Below are 21,992 nucleotides of genomic sequence, written 5' to 3'. Positions count from 1 at the left end.
TGATGATTCAGCCCAGCAGGCGGTCGAAATCGAAATCCTTGGCGGTCATGGCCTGGGCGTGTTCGGCGACGTCGCGCCCCTGCTCCATGGCTTTTTGGCACTGGCGCGCGCCCTGGGCCTGGCCATAGAAAATAAAGCCCTTGATCTGGCCTTCGTCCAGGACGATCTTGCGATAGACGCGCTCGTCTTCGAAAACGGCCGCCGGCAGCTTGCCCTCGGCGTCGATGTCGCCGCCGGCGACCAGGTCGACGCCGACGACCTTGAGCGCGTTGGAGACGATCGTGCCCTGGTAAAGCTCGTGGCCGCCGGCCATGTTGGCCCCGGCCACCGCGCCCTGGGCCTGGGCCGCCGGCCAGACGCCGTAATAGCGCCCGCGATGTTCGGCCACGTCGCCGGCCGCCCAGACGCCGGGCATGTCGGTGGCCATGCGGTCGTCAACCTTGACGGCCTGGCCGATGTCCAGGCCCATCTGGCGGGCCAGGTCCAGGTTGGGCCGCACGCCCGCCGAGAACAAAATAAGCCCGCCGGGCAGGTGCTGGCCGCTTTCCAACAGCAGGCCGTCGGCCTTGGCCTGGCCGGTGATCTCCTTGGCTTTTTGGCCCAGATAAAACTCGAAGCCCATGGCCTCCAGGTGGGCTTGCAGCTTGGCCGCGCCACGGGCGTCCATCTGGCGGGGCAGCAGGCGCTCGAAAAACTCCACCACCCGCGCCTTCAGGCCCAGGCGGACCAGGGCCGCGCCGGCCTCCAGGCCCAGCAGTCCACCGCCCACCAGCACGACCTCTTGGCTCTGGCCGGCCATCTCGACGATGCGCCGGGCGTCGGCAATGTCGCGCAGGGCCGTCACGCCGGCCTTGTCGGCCCCGGCCACCGGCGGGATGAACGGCCGAGCCCCGCAGGCCAGGAGCAACTCGTCATAGGCCACCGCCCCACCCGCCGCGTCATGGACGACCCGGGCCGCCGGATCGACCGAGGCGACCGTCGTCGCCAGGCGCAGATCGACCCCGCGCTGGGCGTAATGGGCCGCGTCATGCAGGGTGAACTTGGCCAGCTCGCTCTGGCCGGCGATGAACTCGGGCAGGCGCGGCCGATAATAAAAAGGCGCGTCTTCCGAGGTGAAAATCGTTAGCTGGGCCCCTGACTTGGCGGCCAAAATTTTTTCGGCGGCCGTCGCGCCGGCCACGCCGTTGCCGATGATCACGTACCTGGCCATGATCGCCTCCCACAAAAAATGCCGGTTCAGGGGCCCAAACCGTGTTATCCATTATGTGTCGATGCTTGACTATAAACCATCCGGCCTTTTCGCGCCGGTGTTGTCAAGGTGTTTTTGCCGGCGCGGGCTGGCTGGGGGCTTGACTTACCGCGCTCGGTAGCTACAATGTGACTATGCGGGCGGAGACATGGCTCCGACCCACGGAAAGGACGTTGACCGTGCCCGAAGAAATCATGCCCGGCGTATTTCGCATCAAGGTGACCCTGCCCGAAAGCCCGCTGAAGTATCTCAACTCCTACGTGTTCAAGTCCGACCAGCGCAGCCTGGTGGTCGACACCGGCCTCAACCGCCCGGAGTGCCGCCAGGCCCTGGAGGCCGGCCTGGCCGAGATCGGCGTGGCGCCGGCCGGGGCCGACTATTTCATCACCCACCTGCACGCCGATCATTTCGGCCTGGTGGGGGCCATGGCCGGGCCGGAGTCGCTGGTCTATTTCAACCAGCCCGACGCCGATATCCTGAACTCGGGCCTGGGCTGGGAGAGCGTCATCGAGTATTCGGCCCGCAACGGCTTTCCGGCCGACACCCTGCGGCCGGCCATCGAAAAGCATCCGGGCAAGCATTTTCATTCGCCGCGCATCCCGGCGATGACCATTTTGGCCGATGGCGACGAGATAGCCTATGGCGACTATCGCCTGCGGGCGCTGCACACCCCCGGCCACACGCCGGGCCATCTGTGCCTGTATGATCCCGCCGCGCGGCTGCTGGTCGCCGGCGATCACCTGCTCATCGACATCACGCCAAATATCCAGTGCATGAGCGACGACGCCAACCCCTTGGGCGATTATCTGGCCAGCCTGGAAAAGACCGCCGCCCTGGACGTGGCCCTGGTCGCCCCTGGCCACCGTCGCCTGTGGAACGACCACCGCGCGCGCATCGACGAGCTGAGGGCCCACCACGCCCGGCGGGTGGAGGAGGCCTTCGAGGCCCTGCGCGGCGGGCCGCTGGACGCCTTCCAGGTGGCCGCCCGCATGACTTGGGACATCAAGTGCGACTCGTGGGAAGACTTTCCCCTGGCCCAGAAGTGGTTCGCCCAGGCCGAGGCCCTCTCGCACCTGCGCTACCTGGAGCGCCGTGGCGAGATCGACCGCCTGGACGAGGGCGGCCTGACCATCTTTGAAATAGCCGCCTGAGCCGGCGCCGCGGCGGCGAAAAAAACAAGGCCGGCGGCCCCCAACCGGGCGCGCCGCCGGCCGCCAACCCCTTTGCCGAGGAAATAGCGTCATGCCCACGCCGCTGTGGACCCCCTCGCCCGAGCGCGTCGCCCGGGCCAATCTCAGCCGTTTCATCGCCTTTGTCAACCAGCGCCACGGCCTGGATTTGGCGGGCTACGCCGCCCTGCACGCCTGGTCCATCGACCAGCGGGCCGATTTCTGGCGGGCGGTCTGGGATTTCTGCGAGGTTCGCGCCAGCCGGCCGGCCGAGGCGGTGACGCAAAACCCCGAGGCCATGCCCGGGGCCAGGTGGTTCGTGGGCGCGCGGCTCAACTTTGCCGAAAACCTGCTGCGCCAGCCCGACGACCGCCCGGCGCTGATCTTTTGCAACGAAATTGGCCACCAGCGCCGCCTGAGCCGGGCCCAGTTGCTGGCCGCCTCCGGCCGCCTGAGCCGGGCCCTGGCCGCGGTGGGCGTGGGCCCCGGCGACCGCGTGGCCGGCTTCATGCCCAACATCCCCGAGACCGTCATCGGCATGCTGGCCACGGCCAGTTTGGGGGCCATCTGGTCGTCGTGCAGCCCGGATTTCGGCTTCCAGGGGGTCATGGACCGTTTTGGCCAGATCCGGCCCAAGGTCATGCTCTGCGCCGACGGCTACCCCTACGGCGGCAAGCGCTTCGACTGCCTGGAGCGGGCGGCCCTGGTCGGCGCGCGCATCGATTCGCTGGAACGCATCGTCGTCGCGCCCTACATGACCGACGCGCCCGACCTCTCGGCCGCGCCCAAGGCCATCGCCTACGACGACTTCGTGGCCGGCCACGGCGACGGCCCGCCGGCCTTCGCCCAACTGCCATTCGACCATCCGCTCTACATTATGTACAGCTCCGGCACCACCGGCGCGCCCAAGTGCATCGTCCACGGCGCGGGCGGCACATTGCTCCAACACCTCAAGGAGCACGCCCTGCAATGCGACCTCACGGCCGACGACACGCTGTTTTACTTCACCACCTGCGGCTGGATGATGTGGAACTGGCTGGTCAGCGCCCTGGCCGTGGGCGCGGCCGTGGCCCTCTACGACGGCAGCCCCTTTCACCCCGGCCCGGAGGTGTTGTGGCGCATGAGCCAGGAAGAAGGCGTCAGCGTTTTCGGAACCTCGGCCCGCTATCTGGCCGCCCTGGAAAAAAGCGGCCTGCGCCCGGCCGAGGCCTTTGACCTGGGCCGGCTCAAGGCCGTGCTCTCCACCGGCTCGCCCCTGGCCCCGGAGCAGTTCGATTGGGCCTACCAAAACATCAAGGCCGACATGTGCCTTAGCTCCATCAGCGGCGGCACCGACATCATCAGTTGTTTCGCCGGCGGCAACCCCATCGGCCCGGTCTACCCCGGCCAGTTGCAGGCGCCGGGCCTGGGCATGGCCGTGCAGGCCTGGGACGAAAACGGCCGGGCGCTGTGGGGCCAAAAGGGCGAATTGGTCTGCGTCAAGCCCTTCCCGTCGATGCCGGTGGGCTTTTGGAACGATCCCGACGACGAAAAATATCAGAGCGCTTATTTCCGGCGTTTCGCCGGCGTGTGGCATCACGGCGATTATTGCGAGATGACCCCCGAGGGCGGCGTGATCATCCACGGCCGTAGCGACGCCACGCTCAACCCCGGCGGCGTGCGCATCGGCACGGCCGAGATCTACCGCCAGGTAGAGGGCTTGGCCCAGGTGGCCGACAGCCTGGTGGTGGGCCAGCGGTGGCGCGGCGACGAGCGGGTGATCTTGTTTGTCAAGATGGCCCCCGGCCACCAACTGGATCAGGCCACGGCCCAGGCCATCGCCACGCGCATCCGCCAGAACACCACGCCGCGCCACGTGCCGGCCAAGATTCTGGCCGTCGACGATATTCCCTACACCATCAGCGGCAAAAAGGTGGAAATGGCCGTGCGCAACGTCATCGAGGGCCGGCCGGTGACCAACAAGGACGCCCTGGCCAACCCCCAGGCCCTGGCCCTTTTCGCCGATCGACCCGAGCTTGCCGAGTAGGGCGTTTTTTTCGCTTGGCGCGGCTGGCGGATTAAGCTAGACTTGCGTCTAGTTTAAAACCTTGCCCGGAGCGAAAAATGGCGATGAAATTCATGGGCGCGGCCATTATGGTGGCCGACGTGGCGCGCTCGCGCCAATTCTACGAGGGCCTGCTGGGCCAGGCGGTGGAGATGGACAACGGCCCCCACGTGGCCTTTGCCGGCGGTTTTTCCATCTGGCAAAAGGACCACGCCCACGAGGTGATCTTCGGCGGGCCGGAGGCCGGGGCCCAGGCCATGGGCCGGGCCAATCTGGAGCTCTATTTCGAGAGCGAAACCCTGGAACAAGACTGCCAGGCCCTGGCCGTGGCCGGCGTGGAGGTCATCCACGGCCTGACCGAGGCCCCGTGGGCCCAGATGACGGCCCGCTTCAAAGACCCCGACGGCCACATCGTCGAGTTGGCCGAGCCCTTGCCGCTGGTGGTGCGTCGCCTGCTGGGCCAGGGCCTGAGCCTGGAAGACGTGGCCCGGCGCACGTCCATGGACGTGGCCATCGTGCGTTACATGGCCGAGCAGTAGCCTTTCAGGGCCGGCGGCCCAGGGCGGTCATCAGCCGGCCGAAGGTCGAGCCCATCCAGCATTCGCCCATGCCGGTGAGGCGGTCGGAGAGGCTCATGTCGGCCCGGGCCATGTAGTCGGCCGTCTGAAGGTGAAAGATCGGCACGATGGGCGTGCAGCCCTGGGCCTGGGCGGCCAGGATCACCTGGCGCAGTTGGGCCCTGGCCGAGCCGAGCATGGGCTCCAGGCGGCCGGGGTCGCCCAGCTTGACCAGTTCGCCCTCGGCGTTGGTCTGGGCCCCCAGGCTGTAGTACTTGGCCACCACCATCGACGACAGCCCGAAGGAGGCCACCGAGCCGCCCAGCAAGGCCGCGCCCTTGCTGGTGTCGTCGGGCATGCCGCCGGCCATGGCCTGCGAGGCGAAGTAGGTGGCGTTGGCCAGCAGGTAATGATAGTCGTTGCCCAGCACCTTGTTCATCAGCACGGCCGGGGCCACGCCCAGTTCCTCGGCGGCCGGCTCGATGATGGCTTTTTTGATGTAGCCCAGGTTGCCGCCGGCGGCCAGGCGCATGGCCTGGGCCCAGTCGGCCAGGGCTTTGCCCGCAGGCAGCTTGGGGCCGGGGTAGCGCATGCCCATGTGGAGCAGGTCGTCGACGAAGTGGCTGAAATTGCGGGCCATGGCCTCGCCCAGGGTGGCCTGCTCCAGGATCACGAAGACCTTCTCGGGGTCTTTTTCCTTTTGCAGCCGGCCGAGGATCATCCCGGAGTTGAAATGCACGCCCACGGCGGCGTCGTAGTAGGCGAAGGCCTCGGCCAGGGTGATCAGGTCGGTGACGCTGTGGGCCCGCTGGGCGCTCAGCTTGGCCCGAAACTGATTCAGAAACTGGTCGCTGATCAGAAATCCGCTCAGCACGCGGGCCATGCCGTCCACGCCGCCGCGGTCGTGGCCGATGTAGAGGTGGCAGAGGTAGGCCCCGATGTCGGCGGTGACGGCCGCGCCGTACATCAATTGCATGGCCGCGCTGGGCGCGCCCTGGTTGAGGGCGGCCTGAGCCTTGGCCCGCTGGGCCTGGGCGGAATCCCAGATTTTTTGCAGCCTGGGGTGGAAGCGCTTGGGCACGGCGGCGCTGTTGGCGCGCATGTTGGCGGTGGCTTCGTCGTATTTGGCGGCCCAGCGGCGATAGGAGTTTTGCAGGGCCTCGTTGGTGCGGGTGGGCAGGCGGAAGGCGCGGCCGTCGTCGGGCAGGGTGGCCAGGGCTCGGCCGGTGAGGTGCTGGTAGGCCTCGGCCACGTCGGCCACGGGCACGACCTGGAGCCCCAGTTCACGACCGCGGGCGATCAGGTCGGCGCTCTTGCCGTCGCCCAGCTTTTCGGTGGAGCCGCCGGCGGGGATGAGCACCTTGCGCATGCCGGCGGCCTTGGCCCCGGCCAGCTTGTAGTAGATGCCTCCCACCGGGCCGATGGAGCCGTCGGGGTTGATGGTGCCGGTCATGGTCACATCGGGCAGCATGGGCTGGCCCAGCACCAGCGACAGGACGGTGCTGGTCATCAGTCCGCCGGCCGAGGGGCCGTCGATGTTGCCGGGCACGTCGAAATAGACGCGCCACAGCGAGGGCGGCTTGCCGGCGTAGAGCGCCGAGACCACCGAGGCCATCCAACCGGCGGCGCGCCACTGTTCGCCGGCGCCCATGAACTCCGATTCGAAAAAGCCCACCCGCGCCTCGCCCACGTTGGAGGGGGCCAGGCCCACGGTCATCTCCATGGCGCGGCCGGTCGGCTTGCCTTCATCGTCGGTCCCGTAGAACAACGGCCAGACCTTGCGCGTCTGGTCGGCCTGGGCGGCGGGCGGCGCGGCCAAGCAGGCCAGGGCCACGACCACGGCCACAAAAAATCCCCAACGACGGCTGGACAGAAAATGCGGCATGACAACGCTCCTCGCGACGGCTCCCGGCAGGCCCACTGATGTTAGCACAACGTCGGCCGGCGGCAAAGCCGTTGCTTGCGGCCAACAAACGTCTTTCGGCCCGTTTTCGTTGTGCTAAAATGACCGAATCCGGCCCGGCGGCGGGCGGAGTTTGACGGTAATCGTTCCAGGTTTTTCGGAGGCGTCCCATGCGCGCGGCAGCTCGCAAAATCATCCTCACGGCCCTGGCCGTCGCCCTCGGTTTGATTCTCGGCGGCTTGGCCCTGGCCCAGGTCGGCAACCCCTTCGGCGGCTACAACCAGGCCCCGACCACCCCCCAATCGCCCTATCCCGCCGTGGGCGGCAACACCCAGCAGCAACCTCAGCAGCAACCCCAATATCAACAGCCATATCAGCAGCAGCCCCAGCAGCAGCAGCAGGTTCAGCCCGGCCAGCGGTTCACCGACGCCATGGGCCAGTTTCGCCTCAACCTGCCCCAAGGCATGACCGGCACGGTGGCCACCTACAACTTCGCCATGCCCGGGGCCAACATCAACCTGACCCTCAGCGCCACCATGAACGCCCAGCTCTTTCAGGCCACCGATCAGGCCATGACCGGCAACCTCCAGCAGATGGGCGCCCAGATCAAAAGCGAGGGCGCGGTGACCTACGCCAACATCCAGTGCCGCTACATCGTCGCCTCCATGACCGACCGCGCCAGCGGCCAGCAGTTCGACATCCACACCGTGCTGATGCCCGGGGCCAACCTGATGCTTCAGGCCTATTGCCCGGCCCAGAGCACCTCCCTGGCCCAGGACGTCATGGACGCCATGCTCAAGTCCCTGGAGCTGGCCCGCCGCTAGCGGCGGCGGGGAGGGCTCGCCGTGCGCGCCGCGGATTTCCGCCTGGCCGAATTGATCCAGCGCGACGCGTCCACGGGCTTTCCCGTGATCAACGACAACCGCCTGATGATGATCGGCCTGGGGGCCCTGGGTCGGGTCAACCAAGAGATGATCCAGGGCCTGGACCTCGAGCTGGTCGAGGCCATTTTCACCCGCATGGGCTATGAAAACGGTCTGGCGCTGGGGCTGGTCCTGGCCGACAACTACGACTGGGATTCGCGGGAGGAACTGCTGCGGGCCGGCGTGGCCGCCTGCGCCATGGCCGGCGTGGCCGTGGCCGAGTTGGACGAGTTGATCCTGGAGCCCGCCGGTGGCTTGCGCTGCTTCCGTGGCCGCTGGCGGCAGTCTTTCGAGGCCCAGCTCCAGTTGGAAGGCCTCGGGCCGTCCGATCGGCCGGTGTGCGGTTTGCTCAGCGGCCTGGCCAGTGGCCTGGCCAGCGTGGCCCTGGGCCAGGAAATCTGGGTGCAGGAGCTTTACTGCCAGGCCCAGGGCCACGACCACTGCGCCTACGAGGGTCGGCCCATCGCCGACTGGGGCGTGGATCCGGCCGAGTTGCGGCGGCGTTTTTCGCTGGAGCGGCTCGATGACGACATGGCCCGCCTGCGCCAGCGCCTGGCCGCGGCCCAACGCGACCTGGCCGCCAAACAGGCCGAACTGGCCCGCCTGCGGCCGGCGGAAGTGACCGCTGGCGGCGTGTTGCATCGCAGCAAGGCCATGGGCCAGGTGCTGGCCCTGGCGGCCAAGGTCGCCCCCACCGCCAGCACGGTGCTCATCGGCGGCGAGAGCGGCGTGGGCAAGGAGGTTCTGGCCCGCTTTATCCACCAGCGTTCGGGTCGCCAGGCCGAGCCTTTTTTGGCCATCAACTGCGCGGCCCTGCCGGCGACGCTTTTGGAGTCGGAACTGTTCGGCCACGTCAAGGGCGCTTTCACCGGGGCCGAGGCCGACAAGCCTGGGCTTTTCCTGGAGGCCGGCCAGGGCACGGTTTTTCTGGACGAGATAGGCGAACTGCCCCTGGAGTTGCAGGCCAAGCTGCTGCGGGCCCTGCAAGAAAAAGAAATCCGCCCCGTGGGCGGCCTGAAGAGTCGGCCCGTGCGCGCCCGCATCATCGCCGCCAGCAACCGCGACCTGGCCGAGATGGTCAGCGCCGGCCGCCTGCGCGAGGATCTCTACTATCGCCTGGCCGTTTTTCCGCTGGTGGCGCCGCCCCTGCGCCAGCGGCGGGAGGATATCCTGCTGCTGGCGCGGCATTTTCTGGAAAAACTGGCCCCCGGCCACCCCGGCCTGGCCCCGGCCACGGTGCGCAAGATGGAGGCCCACGCCTGGCCGGGCAACGTGCGCGAGCTGGAAAACGCCGTGGAGCACGCGGTGATCCTGGCCGGCAACGAGCTGATCCAGCCCGAGCACCTGCCCCAGGCCGTGGGCGGCGCGGTCGGCGCGGCCGACTGGCTGGCCGGCGACATGCCCAACCAGGACGAGTTGCTGCGCCGCTACACCAAGCTGGTGCTGCAAGCCACCGGCGGCAACCGCTCGCAAGCGGCGCGCATGCTGGGCATCGGGGTCAACACGCTGTGGCGACGGCTGAAGCAGTGGGATATGGGCTGAAAACCCCACCATTTTGGCCCAATTTACCATTTTGGAAACAATAACAAGCTAACAATTCCATTTTGGAATGACACAACAAACGCCCGCGAACGCCCGCCAGACAACAACACTTCGTTCTAATTGGTGTTTCGGCCAATAAACCTCCGTGGCACGTCCCCTGCATTGACGGGATGCGTCAGCAACGATCCATGCCGATCACGGAGGGCGTCATGAAAAAACTGTTGATCATCCTTGCCTCGGCCGTCGCCTTGGCGATCGTGGGCGGCCTGAGCCTGTCGTTCGTGGGCGGCCAAGCCATGGCCGGCTATCCCGACCCGGTGGCTTCGGCCCCTTACCGCGGCACGATCCCGGCCTCGCAGCCGGTGGGCGAGGGCACGGTGGCCAGCGAGACCGACCACTGGAACGTGCCCACGGCGCTGCAAGGCCAGGCCGGCGCGGCGGAAAAACAAACGCAGCCGGCCTATCACCAGGCCCCCAACGACGCCGACCACTGGAACGTGCCCAACGAGTTCGGCGAGAAAAAGTAGGCGCGCGCACGTGGCGAAGCGGCGCGGGCGGCGCGGCGGCCCGGATTTGGGCGGCCGCGCCGTTTTTTGGGCGTTTACAGCCCGCGCCGACGATGGTAATAAATATAGCTTGCGTGGTTTCCGCCATGGGGCCGCCACGAAAAATCTCGCCCCCGAGGCTTGCGCGGCCTTGGGGCGATGCTTATTTTCTACCCGCCATCACCCAAGCCGGGCCCCGGGCCCACAAAAAGGACTTGCACATGGCTCGAGTGACCATCGAGGACTGCCTCAAGCGCGTGCCCAATCGTTTCGCCTTGGTGCACATGACCGCCCAGCGCGTGCGCCAACTGCGCGACGGCGCTCCGCCGCTGTTGGAAAGCAAAAACAAAGAGGTGGTTCAGGCCCTGCGCGAGATCGCCGGCGGCCAGGTTTACCCGGTCAGCCGCGAGGAAGCCGAAGAGGGCCGCGCCAGGGCCGAGGCCGAGGAGCGCGCCCGCCTGGCCCAGGCCAGCCTGGCCGCCACCATGGCCCAGGAGGTCGCGGTCGATCAGGCCGACGAACCGACGACGAACCAGGAACAAGCCGCCGACACGCCCGACGACGATCAAACCGTATAAGCGCCGGGCGCGGGCCGGGCGCGCAATCTTTTGGCCGGACAGCGAACCATGAAGACCTGCTACTACGAGACCCTGCAAGTCAGCAGGGACGCCGACGGCGAGGAGATCAAAAAGGCCTATCGCAAGATGGCCATGCAGTACCACCCCGACCGCAATCCCGACGACCCCGAGGCCGAGGAGAGGTTCAAGGCCTGCGCCGAGGCCTACGAAGTGCTGCGCGACCCGGAAAAGCGCCGGCTCTACGACGCCTACGGCCACGACGGCCTCAAGCAGCGCACCGGTTTCAACGGCTTTGGCGGCGTCGAGGACATCTTCAGCGCCTTTGGCGACATTTTCGATGGCTTTTTCGGCTTTGGCGGCCGGCCCTCGCGGCGCGGCGGCCCCCAGCGCGGCCACGACCTGCGCTACGACCTGGAGCTGACCCTCGAGGAAGCGGCCCGCGGCAAGGAGGCCACCTTCACCGCCGGCCGCGAGGTGCGTTGCGAGCAGTGCGGCGGCCTGGGCCAGGCCGGCGGCAAGCCGCCCCGCGTCTGTCCCACCTGCGGCGGCCACGGCCAGGTCATGCGCAGCCAGGGCTTTTTCCGCATCGCCACCACCTGCCCGGACTGTCGCGGGGCCGGCAGCAAGATCGACGATCCCTGCCCGGCCTGTGGCGGCCGGGGCCGCGTTTATCACGAAAAGCAATTGACGGTCAAGGCCCCGGCGGGCATCGAGCACGGCCAGCGTCTGCGCATGCGCGGCGAGGGCGAGGCCGGTTTGCTGGGCGGCGAGCCCGGCGACCTCTACGTGCAGATCCACATCCCGCCCCACAAGGTCTTTGAACGCGAGGGCGCGCACCTGTTCCGCGAGCTGGAAATTTCGATGTTCCAGGCGGCCTTGGGCGGGATGGTGCTGGTCGAGACCCTCGTCGACGGCCCCCAGGAGCTCAAAATCAGCCCCGGCGCGCAACACGGCGACGTGCTGCGCCTCAAGGGCATGGGCATGCCCAATCTGCGCGATCAGCGTCGTGGCGACCTGATGGTCCGCCTGATCACGCGCACGCCGACCCACCTGAGCAAGCGCCAGCGCGAACTGCTGGAGGAGGCCGCCGCCCTGGGCGACAAGCAGGCCGCGCCCCAGCCGGAAGCCGTGGCCGAAAGCGGCGGCGAGCGCAAGAAACGGCGCATCTTCGGCCTGAAATGACCCCAAACCAACGGCGGAGAGTGCGATGAGCCTCAGCCACCTGGACGAAAAGGGCCACGCCCACATGGTCGACGTGGGGGCCAAGGCCCCGACGCGGCGCCAGGCCCTGGCCCGGGCCGAGGTGCGCCTGGCCCCGGAGACGCTGGTGCTTTTGGCCGAGGGCGGCCTGCCCAAGGGCGACGCCCTGGCCGTGGCGCGCATCGCCGGCATCATGGCCGCCAAGCGCGCGCCCGAGCTGATCCCCCTGTGCCACCCGCTACCCCTGAGCGCGGTGAGCGTGGAGCTTTCGCTGAGCGAGGGCGGCGTGGTCATCGAGGCCAGCGCCGCCACCACCGCCCAGACCGGCGTGGAGATGGAGGCCATGACCGCCGCGGGCGTGGCCGCCCTGGCCCTCTACGACATGGTCAAGGGCGTCGACCGCGCCGCCGAGATCGTCTCGCTGCGCCTGCTGGAGAAATCCGGCGGCAAAAGCGGCGTTTGGCGGCGTGGTTAGCCCTGGCTGCCTCCTTTACATAACCGCCGCTCCGTGATAAACTGCCCGCCTAACCCTTGCCCGCAAATTGCTTGAGAGGTGGCAGGAATGGACGAACAACAACTTCAGTTCTTCAAGGAACTTCTCGAGGAGCGCCTCGTCGAGCTGCGCCGCGAGGCCGAAAGCACCGTGGCGGGCATGACCGACGACAAGGAAAACCTGCCCGATCCCACCGATCGCGCGGCCCTGGAGTCCGACCGCAATTTCCTCTTGCGCATCCGCGACCGCGAGCGCAAGCTCATGAGCAAGATTGAAGAGGCCCTGGAGCGCATCGCCGACGGGTCGTTTGGCATTTGCGAATCCTGCGGCGAGGAGATCGGTATCGACCGCCTCAAGGCCCGGCCGGTGACCACCCAGTGCATCGAGTGCAAAAAGAAGCAGGAAGCCGGCGAAAAGATTCGCAGCATATGACCCCTCACCCGTCACCTGGCGGCGGCCCGGCCCGTTGAGCGGCCGGCGCTCTTGCCCTCGCCGCCCTCGTCCGGCCCACCCGCGCGGACGGCCGATCCCCTGCTGCAGGCGGGCGCGATAAATGTTTGAAAAACGGCTCAGATTTTTCCGCTCGTTGTTGTTCGTGGTCGATCTGGCCGTGGTGGCCCTGTGCTGGATCGCCGCTTATTTCTGGCGTTTTTTCGCGCCGCTTTTTCCCGTCACCAAGGGCGTGCCCGATCTCGACCTCTACCTGACGCTGCTGTTTCTGGTGCTGGCCGTCTTCGCCGTGGCCCTGCCGGCCTCGGGCATTTACCGCCGGCCGTGGGCCAGGCCGGCCCAGGTCTGGTGGCCGGCCCTGCGCGCCAGCGCCACCGGCGTGATCATGGCCGTGACGCTCACTTATTTTCTGCGGCCCTACGACTTCAGCCGCATGGTCTTCGCCCAATTTTTCGCCCTGATTTTCGTGGCGCTCATCCTCGCCCGGCCGCTGATGCAGGCGGCCATGCGCCGCTTTTACAACGAGCGGGCCGGCGAGGGCGTGCTCATCATCGGGGCCGAGGAACTGGGCCGCCAGGTGGCCGCCAACATCCAAAAGCACCCCGAACTGGGCCTGCGGGTGGTGGGTTTCCTCAGCCGGCGGCCCGAGATGATCGGCAAGCAAATCGACGGCTTGAGCGTCTTGGGCGGCTATCAGGCCATCAAGGGCATCCTGGCCGGCGGTTCGGTGCACATGCTCATCATCGCCCTGCCCCTGGCCGCCCACGACCGCATCAACGAGGTGCTCGAACAGGTGGCCGACGAGGCCGTCGACGTCAAGATAGTCCCCGACCTCTATCGTTTCATGAAGCTGCGCGGCTCGGTGGAGGAGTTCGAGGGCATGCCGGTGATCGGCCTGGCCGGCAGCCCCCTGGAGGGCTGGAGCAGGTTGGTCAAGCGGGCGGTGGATATCGTGGGCTCGTTGGCGGGCATCGTGCTCCTTGGCCCGCTGATGCTGGCGGCGGCCATTGGCGTGCGGCTTTCGTCGCCGGGGCCGATCTTCTATCGCCAGGAGCGCATGGGCATGGACGGACGGTTGTTTTCCATGCTCAAGTTCCGCTCGATGCCCGTCGGCGCCGAGGACGAGTGCGGGCCGGTCTGGGCCTGCGAGGACGACTGCCGCCCCACCAGGTTCGGCGCGTTCATGCGCAAATACAGCATCGACGAAACGCCGCAGTTTTTCAATGTCCTGCGCGGCGAGATGTCGCTGGTGGGCCCCCGGCCCGAGCGGCCCGAGCTGATCGCCGAGTTTCGCAAGCAGATCCCCGGCTACATGCTGCGCCACCGCACCAAGGCCGGCATCACCGGTTGGGCCCAGGTCAACGGCTGGCGGGGCAACACCTCCCTGGAAAAGCGCATCGAGCACGATCTCTATTACATCGAAAACTGGTCGCCGTGGTTCGATTTTCAGATCATGCTGCGCACCGTCGGCCGGGTCTTGTTCGACCCCAACGCCTATTGAGCCGGCCCGGCCGGGCCATGAGCTTTTGACTTTGCCGCCGCTTTGGGGGTATCTTTCCCTGGGCGCGGCGGCGCGCGATTTGTCAAACCTTTTGCGATAAATGGGGCCCATGAGCCAACAACCGGCCATAGAGGTCAAAGGCCTGGTCAAGCGCTTCCGGCGCGAGATCCTGCAAGGCGACTACACCACCTGGAAGACCCTGCTGCTAAAGCCCTTCAGCCGCCGGCGGGCCAAGGATTTCATCACCGTGCTGGGCGGCGTGGACCTGACCATGACCCCGGGCAAGACCTTGGCCGTCATCGGCCAGAACGGCTCGGGCAAATCGACGCTTTTGAAGATCCTGGCCGGCATCTACAAGGCCGACGAGGGCCAGGTGATCATCCGTGGCCGCGTCAGCAGCCTGATCGAGCTGGGCGCGGGCTTTCACCCCGAGTTCACCGGCCGCGAAAACGTTTTTTTGAACGGGGCGATCCTGGGCCTGACCAAGAAGGAAATCGCCAGCCGTTTCGACGAGATAGCCGAATATTCCGGCCTGGGCGAATACATCGACGCACCGGTGCGCACGTATAGTTCGGGCATGTACGTGCGGTTGGGCTTTTCGGTTGCGGTCAACGTCGACCCCGACGTGCTGCTGGTCGACGAGGTGCTGGCGGTGGGCGATGAGGCCTTCGCCCACAAATGCGAAGACAAGATCAACCAGTTCCGCCGCCGGGGCAAGACCATCTGCCTGGTCACCCACGATCTGGAGGCGGTCAAAAAATACGCCGACGAGGTGATCTGGCTCGACGGCGGCCGGGTGGCGGCCCAGGGTCCGCCGCTGCCGGTCATCGACGCCTATCGCCAGAAGGTGGCCGCCGCCGAGGACGCCATCCGCCGGGCCCAGGCCCATCAGCCGGCGCTGATCCTGGACCAGGAGCGCTGGGGCGACGGCGACGCGCGGATCACGGCCTGGCGCATCCTCGACGCGGGCGGGGCCGAGCGGGCGGTGTTCAACACCGGCGAGGCCTTTGCCGTCGAGATGGACTATGAGGCCAAGGCCCCGCTGCCCGATCTGGTCTGCGGGGTGGGCATCTTCAACGCCCAGGCCACGCTGTGCTACGGCGTCAACACGCGCATCGACCGCCAGGTCTATCAAAACCCGCCCATGCAAGGGACGCTGCGCTTCGAGGCCCAGCGCCTGGATCTTTTGCAGGGCACCTATTTTCTCGATATCGCCATCCACGACAAAAGCGGCCGTGACATCGACTACATCCGTCAGGCGGCGTCGTTTGCCGTGCGCAGTTCGGTGGGCGACGAAGGCGTCTTCCGCCCGCCCCACGCCTGGAGCCTGCGACCCCTGGGAGAGGCCCGATGACCGATCAGACCCAACCGCCCAAGCCCGACGTGAGCGCCCTTTTGGCCCAGGTCGAGGCCGCCGTCCAGGCCAAAAAGGCCGCCGGCTTCTACAACCCCGCCGAGATCCGCCGCGTGGAGGCCGCCGCCGTCAGTTACCAGCGTTCGGCCGAGGACGGCGCGGCCGCCGAGCTAACTCTCTGGCAAAAAACGCTGGTCGAGCTGGTCAACCCCACCGACTGGGGCGTGGAGACCCATCGCGGCGGCGCGGCCGGCCGGCTGATCGTCGGCGTCAAAAAGCTCGTCTACAAGGCCAGCAAGTTTTGCCTGAACGTCTGGCTGGCCACCCAGGTCAAATACAACGCGGCCCTGGTGCGCCTGACCGGCGTGCTGCTGCCCCAGCACCTGGATCTGCGCGCCCGCATGCCCCAGGCCGAGCAGCGCCTGGAGCTGCTGGAAGACATCTGCCGCGATCTGGCCGAGGGCCTGAGCCGAACGCGCAACGGCCTGCGCGACGCCGAAAACCGCCTCTCGGGCCTGGATAAAACCGCCGCCCGCGGCCGCGAGCAGGTCGAGCCCCTGCTGGCCGAACTGGAGCGCTTGGCCCAGCGCCTGGCCCAGGCCGGCCAAGTCCCGGCCCAAACCGTGGGTGATCTGGCCAGCCTGCGCCGTCAATCCCGCGACGGGGCCTATCTGGCTTTTGAAGAGCTGCACCGTGGCCGGCCCGAGGAGATCAAGGCCCGCCAGATGGTCTATCTGCCCCATTTCCGCGATGGCGTCGGCCCCGAGCGGCCGCTTTTGGACATCGGCTGCGGCCGTGGCGAGTTTCTGGCCCTGGCCGCCGAGGCGGGCCTGGCGGCCAGGGGCGTGGACCAGAACGCCGACTCGGTGGCCACGGCGCGGGCCGCCGGGCTGGACGCCGTCCAGGCCGACGCCCTGGAATACCTGCGCGGGCTGCCCGACCAAAGCCTGGGCGGCATCCTGATGGCCCAGGTGGTCGAGCACCTGACGCTCGACGAACTGATGGAGCTTTTGGGCCTGTGCGTGGCCAAGCTGGCTCCCGGCGGGGCGCTCATCGCCGAGACGATCAACCCCCAGAGCCTGTGCACCTTCGCCAGCGCCTTTTATCTGGACCTGACCCATCAAAAGCCCATCCATCCCGAGGCGTTGCGTTTTATCTGGCGCTGGCTGGGCCTGAGCGGGGTGGAGGTGCTCTATCTTTCCGAGATCCCCGCCGACGGCAAGCTGGAGCTGGTCGTCGACGATGGGCAAAACCTGACCGGGGCCTTCAACCGCAACATCATGCGCCTGAATCAGCTTTTGTACGGCCCCCAGGATTACGCCGTGCTGGGGCGCAAATAGGCCATGGCCAGCGAGGCGTCAAAGGGCCTGCGGGCCACCTTCGTCACGCCCTGGTACGGCCAGGGCATCCCCGGCGGGGCCGAGGCCGAGGCCCGGCGCACGGCCCAGAACCTGGCCCAGGCCGGGGTGGACGTGGGCGTGCTGACCACCTGCCTGGCCGGACTGGGCTCCGACTGGGACAGCGACGCCCTGCCGGCCGGCGAAAGCGTCGAGCAGGGCGTGCGCGTGCGGCGTTTTCCCACCGCCGGCCGCGACGCCGAGGCGTTCAACCGGCTCAACCAGCGGGTCATGGCCGGCCACTTCCTCACCCCCCACGAGGAACGCGACTTTTTTGGCAACATGATCAACAGCCCCGAGCTGTTGGCCTATCTGGCCGCGCACCCCGAGGAAGGGCCGTTTTTCTTCATTCCCTATCTGTTCACCACCGCCGTCTGGGGCCCGCTGATCCACCCGGCCAAAAGCGTGATCATCCCCTGCCTGCACGATGAAGGCTACGCCCGCACGGCCTCGGTGCGCCGGGCCTTCGAGGCGGCCCGGGCGGTGGTCTTTCACGCGCCGGCCGAAAAGTCCCTGGCCGCCAGGCTCTACGACCTGGGGCGCACCGAGCCGCTGATCCTGGGCGAGGGCATCGAGACCGGCTGGCATGGCGACGCCGAGCGTTTCAAGCAAAAATACGGCCACGGGCGGTTCATTCTCTATGCCGGGCGCAAGGACGCCGGCAAGAACGTGCCCCTTTTGATCCACTATTTCATGCGCTACGTCGCCGAGCGCCAGGGGGCCGACGGCCTCAAGCTGCTCTTGATCGGCAACCTGCCCGCGCCGATCCCGCCCGGCGGCGAAAAATACTGCCTGGACCTGGGCTTCGTGCCCCTGCAAGACAAATACGACGCCTACGCCGCCGCCGAGCTTTTGGTCCAGCCGTCGATCATGGAAAGCTTTTCCATCGTCATCATGGAATCATGGCTGGCCGGCGCGCCGGTGCTGGTCCACGGCGACTGCGCCGTCACCCGCGAGCACGTGGAGCGAAGCGGCGGCGGGCTGCATTTTCGCGATTATCCCCACTTTGCCCAGTGCCTGGAGCTGATCTTGGCCGACCGCGCCCTGCGCGACCAGATGGCCCAGGCCGGCCGGCGCTACGTGCTGGATAATTATTCGTGGCCCGAGGTGACCAGGCGCTATCTGGGCCTGATCGAGCGGCTGAGCGCCGAGCCCACGCCCGCGCCGACGCGCTGGGAAGGGCCCATCGCGCGCCAGCCGGCCGGTAGGGCCAAGGGCCCGAAAATCCACCAGATGCTGCCGGATTTCGCCTTTGGCGACGCCATCGGCTCCGACGTGTTGGCCCTGCAAAAGGCCCTGCGTTCGTGGGGCGCGGCCAGCGATGTCTTCGCCCTCAACGTCGATGCGCGTGTGGCCGGCCAGGCCCGGCCGATCCACGAATACGCCGCCGAGGCCGGCCCCGACGACGTGCTGATCTTTCATTTTTCCATCGGCCACCCCCTGGTCGAGCAATTTTTGAGCCTGCCCGGCCGCAAGGTGCTGCGCTACCACAACATCACGCCGGCGCGCTATTTCGACGAGCTTAACCCCGAGGCCGCCCAGCGTTGTCGGCAAGGCCGCCAGCAACTGGCGCTGGTGGCCCCGGCGGTGGAGCTGGGCCTGGGCGTGAGCCCCTACAACGCCGAGGAACTACGCCAAGCCGGCTGCCCGGCGGTGGAGGTCTCGCCGATCTTGCTGGATCTGGACGTGCTGAACACGCCGCCCGACGGCCTGGTGTTGGGCCGCTTTGGCGACCGCCGGCGCAACGTGCTGCACGTGGGGCGCCTGGCGCCCAACAAGTGCGTCGAAGACCTGATCAAGACCCACTATTGGCTCAATAAGCTCGCGCCCGGCGCGCGGCTGTTGATCGTGGGCTCGGCCGGCGGCATGGAGCCTTACGCCTGGGCCATGCGCCGGCTGGTCGGCGAACTGGGCGTGCGCGATGCGCATTTCTCGGGGCATGTGAGTTTTCCGGCGCTGATGGCCTATTATCGGGCGGCCGATGTCTATCTGTGCCAGAGCGAGCACGAGGGCTTTTGCGTGCCGCTGGTGGAATCGATGCACTTTGGCCTGCCCATCGTGGCCCACGCGGCCACGGGCGTGCCGGGCACCCTGGGCGATGGCGGGGTGCTTCTGCCCCACAAGGACCACGTGGCCACGGCCGAGACGCTGGCCCATATCCTGGGCGACGAGGGCCTGCGCCGCCAACTGAGCGCCGCGGCCCAGGCCCGCCTGGAGCGCTTCCGGCCCCGGCGCGTGGCCGAGGAGCTGCGCCAGATCCTGAACCAACGCCTGGGCCTGGCGCTGGGAGGCCGCTCATGAGTGGTTGGCCGGCGGTGATCGACGGCCGGGCCATGCAGGCCGGCTTCAAGGCGCACAAGGAGCGGGGCATCGGCCGCTACGCCCAAAACCTGCTGGCGGCCATGCTGGCGGAGGTCGGCCCCCAGGGCCTGGAGCTGCTGGTCCAAGGCAATCTGCCCGACCCCGATTTCGACAGCCGCGTCAAGCGCTTGCCCGCCGGCTACCTGCCCCGGTGGCTGCCCTACGGCAAGCGCCTGATCAGCCACTATTGGCTGGCCCGGCGGCCGCTTCTGCCGGCCTGGCGGGCCGGGCGGGTGGTGCATTTCATCGCCCACCTGGACGCGCCGCTGTGGCCGCTGCGGCCGACGGTGATCACCGTGCATGATCTCATCGCCCAGCGCCTGCCCCAGATTTATAGCCAGGGCGTCAGCCAGGCCCGTTTTCGCCTGGAGCGCTGGGTGGAAACCCGCTGCCTGGGCCGGGCCCAGAGGCTCATCGCCGTGAGCGAATGCACCAAGCGCGACCTGGTCGAGCTTTACGGCCTCGACCCCGAGCGCGTCAGCGTCGTCCACGAGGCCGCCGACCCCCACCTGGCCCCTGTGGCCGACCCGGCCGCGCGAGCGGCCGTGCTGGCCCGCCACGGCCTGGAGCCGGGCGCGCCGTTTTTCTTTTATCTGGGCGGCATCGATCAGCGCAAGGACATGCCCGGCCTGTTGGAGGCCCTGGCCATCTGCCGCGCCACCGACGAGCGGGCGCTCCTGGTCATGGCCGGGTCCATCGAAGGCGACAAGCAATATCCGGCCTTTTTGGGGCATATCAAACGCTTGGGCCTGGAGCACGCCGTGCGGCGGCTGGGTTTCGTGGCCGATGACGATCTGCCGGCGCTTTTCTCGGCCTGCGTGGCCTTTGTCTTTCCCTCGCTTTACGAAGGCTTTGGCCTGCCGCCGCTGGAGGCCATGGCCTGCGGCGCGCCGGTGATCGCCGTGGCGGCGGCGGCCGTGCCCGAGGTGGTGGGCCAGGCCGGGCTGCTGACGCCGCCGGGGCGTCCGGCGGAGCTGGCCCAGGCCATGGGCGAGGTGCTGGCGCGGCCAGAGCTGGCCGATCAACTGCGCCAGGCCGGCGCGGCGCGGGCGCGGCTGTTTTCGTGGCGGCGGGCGGCCCGTGAAACCTTGGCCGTTTATGGCCAGGCGCTGGAGGAGTGGGCCGATGGCCGAACGTAGGCGCGGTCCGGCCGTGGGCCTCTGGCCGGGGCTGGTGGAGGCGGCCTCGGGCCTGGCCGTGGCCGGCTGGGTCTGGTGGCTGTGGCCACGGCTGGGGCTACCCGTGTTGGGGGCCGAACGCTGGTGGTTCGGCCTGGGCTGGCTGATCATGCTGGCCGGGCCGGCCGGGCTGCGGCTGGTGGGCGTTTCGCCGCGCGGCCGTCTGGCCGCCGACGCGGTCAGCCCGGCGATGTGCGCCTGGGGGGCCCACCTGTGCGGCTGGCTGTTCGGGGCGCTGTTGTATTTTGGCGCGCTGTTGGGCAACTACAAGCTGTGGCTGGGCCTGGTTTATCTGTGCGGGCTGGGCCTGCGGCTGGGAGGGCTCAGCCTGGGCCTGCGCGCCGAACTGCGCCAGGGAGCCAGACGGCCATGGCTGACCGGCCTGGCCGGCGCCGGCCTGGCCCTGATGTCGTGCCTGCTCTGCCTGGCCTGGGTGCGGCCGGACCTGGCGGCCCAGTGGCCGCCCGACCCCTGGTTGGCCTGGCGACCGGCCTTGGCGGCCCTGCTCTGGGCGCTGATCTGCGGGGCGACGCTGGTGATTTTGCCCGCCCTGCCCCGAGGCCGTCGCCTGGGCTGGCTGGTCTATCTGGCCCTGAGCGTGGGGGCCTTGCCGGCGCTGGCGGTGGCCTGGTTCGAGCTTGCGCCGTTGGCGGCGCTGGCGGGCTGCGCGGTCGGCCTGGCCTTTGCCGGGCGGCTGCGGGCCAGGCGGCGGGGGCCTTCGCTGCCGCCGCCGGACAACCCGCTGCCGGTCTACTGGCTGCTGCGGGCGCTGCTGGTGTTGTGGTGGGCGGCCGGCCTGGCCGTCAGCCTGGCGGTGGCCTGGTGGCGGCCCGATGTCGGCGCGCTGCTGCTGGAGGCCGAATGGCTGCGGGCCCTGGCCCTGGGCGCGTTTTTGGTGATCTGCCTGGGATTGCTGGCCGAATACTCCCTGCCGCTGATGGGCCAGGAGGGCTGGCTGGAGCTGACCCGGCGCAGCAGGGCGTTGAACCTGTGCCTCTCGGCGCTAGCCTTGGCCGCGTCCCTGGCTCCGTTCATGCTCTATCAGTGGCCCAAGCCTCGAGAAGCCCCACCCAGGCCCCTGACCAGACTGGAGCTGCTGGAAAAGCCGGTGGTGCTTTCGCCGGACAACCCCGAACTGAAGCTGACCGCGCCCGAGTGGCTGTCGGGCGTCAGCCGGCTGCATGTCTTCGGCCACCTGCTGACGGCCGAGGACGCGCCCCAAGGCGCGCCGGTGGTGCAGTTGGTGGCCACCGACGAGCAAGACGTGCCCTATATCTTTTTGCTGCGCGCTGGCGTCGACACCGCCGACCGCGATCTGGACAAGCGCGACGCCGCCGACGCCAGGCACCAAAAGGCCCGCGTGGCCCGCTCGTGGCCGGTGTTCGCCCCCACCGGCGAGGCCTATCAGGCCCACGATTACTACACCGGCCTCTATCTGGGCCGGCGGGTGGGCGGTTTGGCCCAGGCGCGCCTGCGCTACATCTACAAAAACCCGCCCGGCCAACCGCCGCTGAAGGTGCTGATCAGGCGCGTGGCCGTGGAGTGAGC

The 21,992-nt window shown here is 68.1% G+C and carries 17 protein-coding genes and 1 pseudogene; 16 read left to right on the top strand and 2 right to left on the bottom strand.

The window, feature by feature from the left end:
• Positions 1-7: 7 nt before the first annotated feature.
• Positions 8-1,210 carry an NAD(P)/FAD-dependent oxidoreductase gene (locus DEBA_RS02335; protein WP_013257296.1) on the bottom strand — a complete coding sequence of 401 codons (1,203 nt, stop codon included), beginning with the start codon at positions 1,208-1,210 and terminating at the stop codon, positions 8-10.
• A gap of 218 nt (positions 1,211-1,428) precedes the next feature.
• Here DEBA_RS02335 and DEBA_RS02330 point away from each other — a divergent pair, with 218 nt between their 5' ends.
• The 3 genes from DEBA_RS02330 to DEBA_RS02320 all read left to right on the top strand — a co-directional run bounded on the left by DEBA_RS02330 (position 1,429) and on the right by DEBA_RS02320 (position 5,001).
• Positions 1,429-2,400, top strand: coding sequence for an MBL fold metallo-hydrolase (locus DEBA_RS02330; protein WP_013257295.1), 972 nt, complete (start codon positions 1,429-1,431; stop codon positions 2,398-2,400).
• 91 nt (positions 2,401-2,491) lie between these two features.
• A complete protein-coding gene (locus DEBA_RS02325; RefSeq protein WP_013257294.1) occupies positions 2,492-4,444 on the top strand; it encodes an acetoacetate--CoA ligase in 1,953 nt (650 codons plus the stop codon).
• A 77-nt stretch (positions 4,445-4,521) separates the two neighbouring features.
• A complete protein-coding gene (locus tag DEBA_RS02320; protein WP_013257293.1) occupies positions 4,522-5,001 on the top strand; it encodes a VOC family protein in 480 nt (159 codons plus the stop codon).
• Between the two features lie 4 nt (positions 5,002-5,005).
• Here the strand turns inward: DEBA_RS02320 and DEBA_RS02315 are convergent, their stop codons facing one another.
• A complete protein-coding gene (locus DEBA_RS02315) occupies positions 5,006-6,904 on the bottom strand; it encodes a S16 family serine protease (protein WP_013257292.1) in 1,899 nt (632 codons plus the stop codon).
• A gap of 188 nt (positions 6,905-7,092) precedes the next feature.
• Here DEBA_RS02315 and DEBA_RS02310 point away from each other — a divergent pair, with 188 nt between their 5' ends.
• The 13 genes and pseudogenes from DEBA_RS02310 to DEBA_RS02250 all read left to right on the top strand — a co-directional run bounded on the left by DEBA_RS02310 (position 7,093) and on the right by DEBA_RS02250 (position 21,990).
• The gene (locus DEBA_RS02310) at positions 7,093-7,746 is read left to right on the top strand and encodes a hypothetical protein (RefSeq protein ID WP_013257291.1); all 654 of its coding nucleotides are present in this window, start codon (positions 7,093-7,095) and stop codon (positions 7,744-7,746) included.
• 21 nt (positions 7,747-7,767) lie between these two features.
• On the top strand, positions 7,768-9,387 hold the full coding sequence (locus DEBA_RS02305; protein ID WP_013257290.1) for a sigma 54-interacting transcriptional regulator: 1,620 nt from the start codon (positions 7,768-7,770) through the stop codon (positions 9,385-9,387).
• 209 nt (positions 9,388-9,596) lie between these two features.
• Positions 9,597-9,914, top strand: coding sequence for a hypothetical protein (locus DEBA_RS02300; protein ID WP_013257289.1), 318 nt, complete (start codon positions 9,597-9,599; stop codon positions 9,912-9,914).
• A 239-nt stretch (positions 9,915-10,153) separates the two neighbouring features.
• Positions 10,154-10,330 (top strand): annotated as a pseudogene (gene rpoZ, locus DEBA_RS19015) (DNA-directed RNA polymerase subunit omega); the annotation flags it as partial.
• A gap of 228 nt (positions 10,331-10,558) precedes the next feature.
• Positions 10,559-11,692 carry a molecular chaperone DnaJ gene (gene dnaJ / locus DEBA_RS02290; protein WP_013257287.1) on the top strand — a complete coding sequence of 378 codons (1,134 nt, stop codon included), beginning with the start codon at positions 10,559-10,561 and terminating at the stop codon, positions 11,690-11,692.
• Positions 11,693-11,717: 25 nt separating this feature from the next.
• Positions 11,718-12,185 carry a cyclic pyranopterin monophosphate synthase MoaC gene (moaC, locus tag DEBA_RS02285; RefSeq protein ID WP_013257286.1) on the top strand — a complete coding sequence of 156 codons (468 nt, stop codon included), beginning with the start codon at positions 11,718-11,720 and terminating at the stop codon, positions 12,183-12,185.
• Positions 12,186-12,272: 87 nt separating this feature from the next.
• Positions 12,273-12,635, top strand: coding sequence for an RNA polymerase-binding protein DksA (dksA, locus tag DEBA_RS02280; RefSeq protein ID WP_013257285.1), 363 nt, complete (start codon positions 12,273-12,275; stop codon positions 12,633-12,635).
• Between the two features lie 121 nt (positions 12,636-12,756).
• The gene (locus tag DEBA_RS02275) at positions 12,757-14,154 is read left to right on the top strand and encodes an undecaprenyl-phosphate glucose phosphotransferase (protein WP_013257284.1); all 1,398 of its coding nucleotides are present in this window, start codon (positions 12,757-12,759) and stop codon (positions 14,152-14,154) included.
• A 109-nt stretch (positions 14,155-14,263) separates the two neighbouring features.
• A complete protein-coding gene (locus DEBA_RS02270) occupies positions 14,264-15,508 on the top strand; it encodes an ABC transporter ATP-binding protein (protein ID WP_013257283.1) in 1,245 nt (414 codons plus the stop codon).
• Positions 15,505-16,848, top strand: coding sequence for a class I SAM-dependent methyltransferase (locus DEBA_RS16705; protein ID WP_013257282.1), 1,344 nt, complete (start codon positions 15,505-15,507; stop codon positions 16,846-16,848). The genes DEBA_RS02270 and DEBA_RS16705 overlap by 4 nt, the downstream gene beginning before the upstream one ends.
• Before the next feature lie 3 nt (positions 16,849-16,851).
• On the top strand, positions 16,852-19,206 hold the full coding sequence (locus DEBA_RS16700; protein WP_013257281.1) for a glycosyltransferase family 4 protein: 2,355 nt from the start codon (positions 16,852-16,854) through the stop codon (positions 19,204-19,206).
• Complete coding sequence (locus DEBA_RS02255; protein ID WP_013257280.1) at positions 19,203-20,405, top strand: glycosyltransferase family 4 protein; 1,203 nt, start codon at positions 19,203-19,205, stop codon at positions 20,403-20,405. The genes DEBA_RS16700 and DEBA_RS02255 overlap by 4 nt, the downstream gene beginning before the upstream one ends.
• A complete protein-coding gene (locus tag DEBA_RS02250; protein WP_013257279.1) occupies positions 20,392-21,990 on the top strand; it encodes a hypothetical protein in 1,599 nt (532 codons plus the stop codon). Before DEBA_RS02255 ends, DEBA_RS02250 begins: the two co-directional genes overlap by 14 nt.
• The last annotated feature ends 2 nt before the right edge of the window (positions 21,991-21,992 follow it).

The sequence above is a fragment of the Desulfarculus baarsii DSM 2075 genome, assembly GCF_000143965.1.
GTDB classification, from domain to species: Bacteria; Desulfobacterota; Desulfarculia; order Desulfarculales; family Desulfarculaceae; genus Desulfarculus; species Desulfarculus baarsii.
Note: the sequence above shows the minus strand (reverse complement) of the source record. Positions and strands in the feature narration are given on the sequence as shown.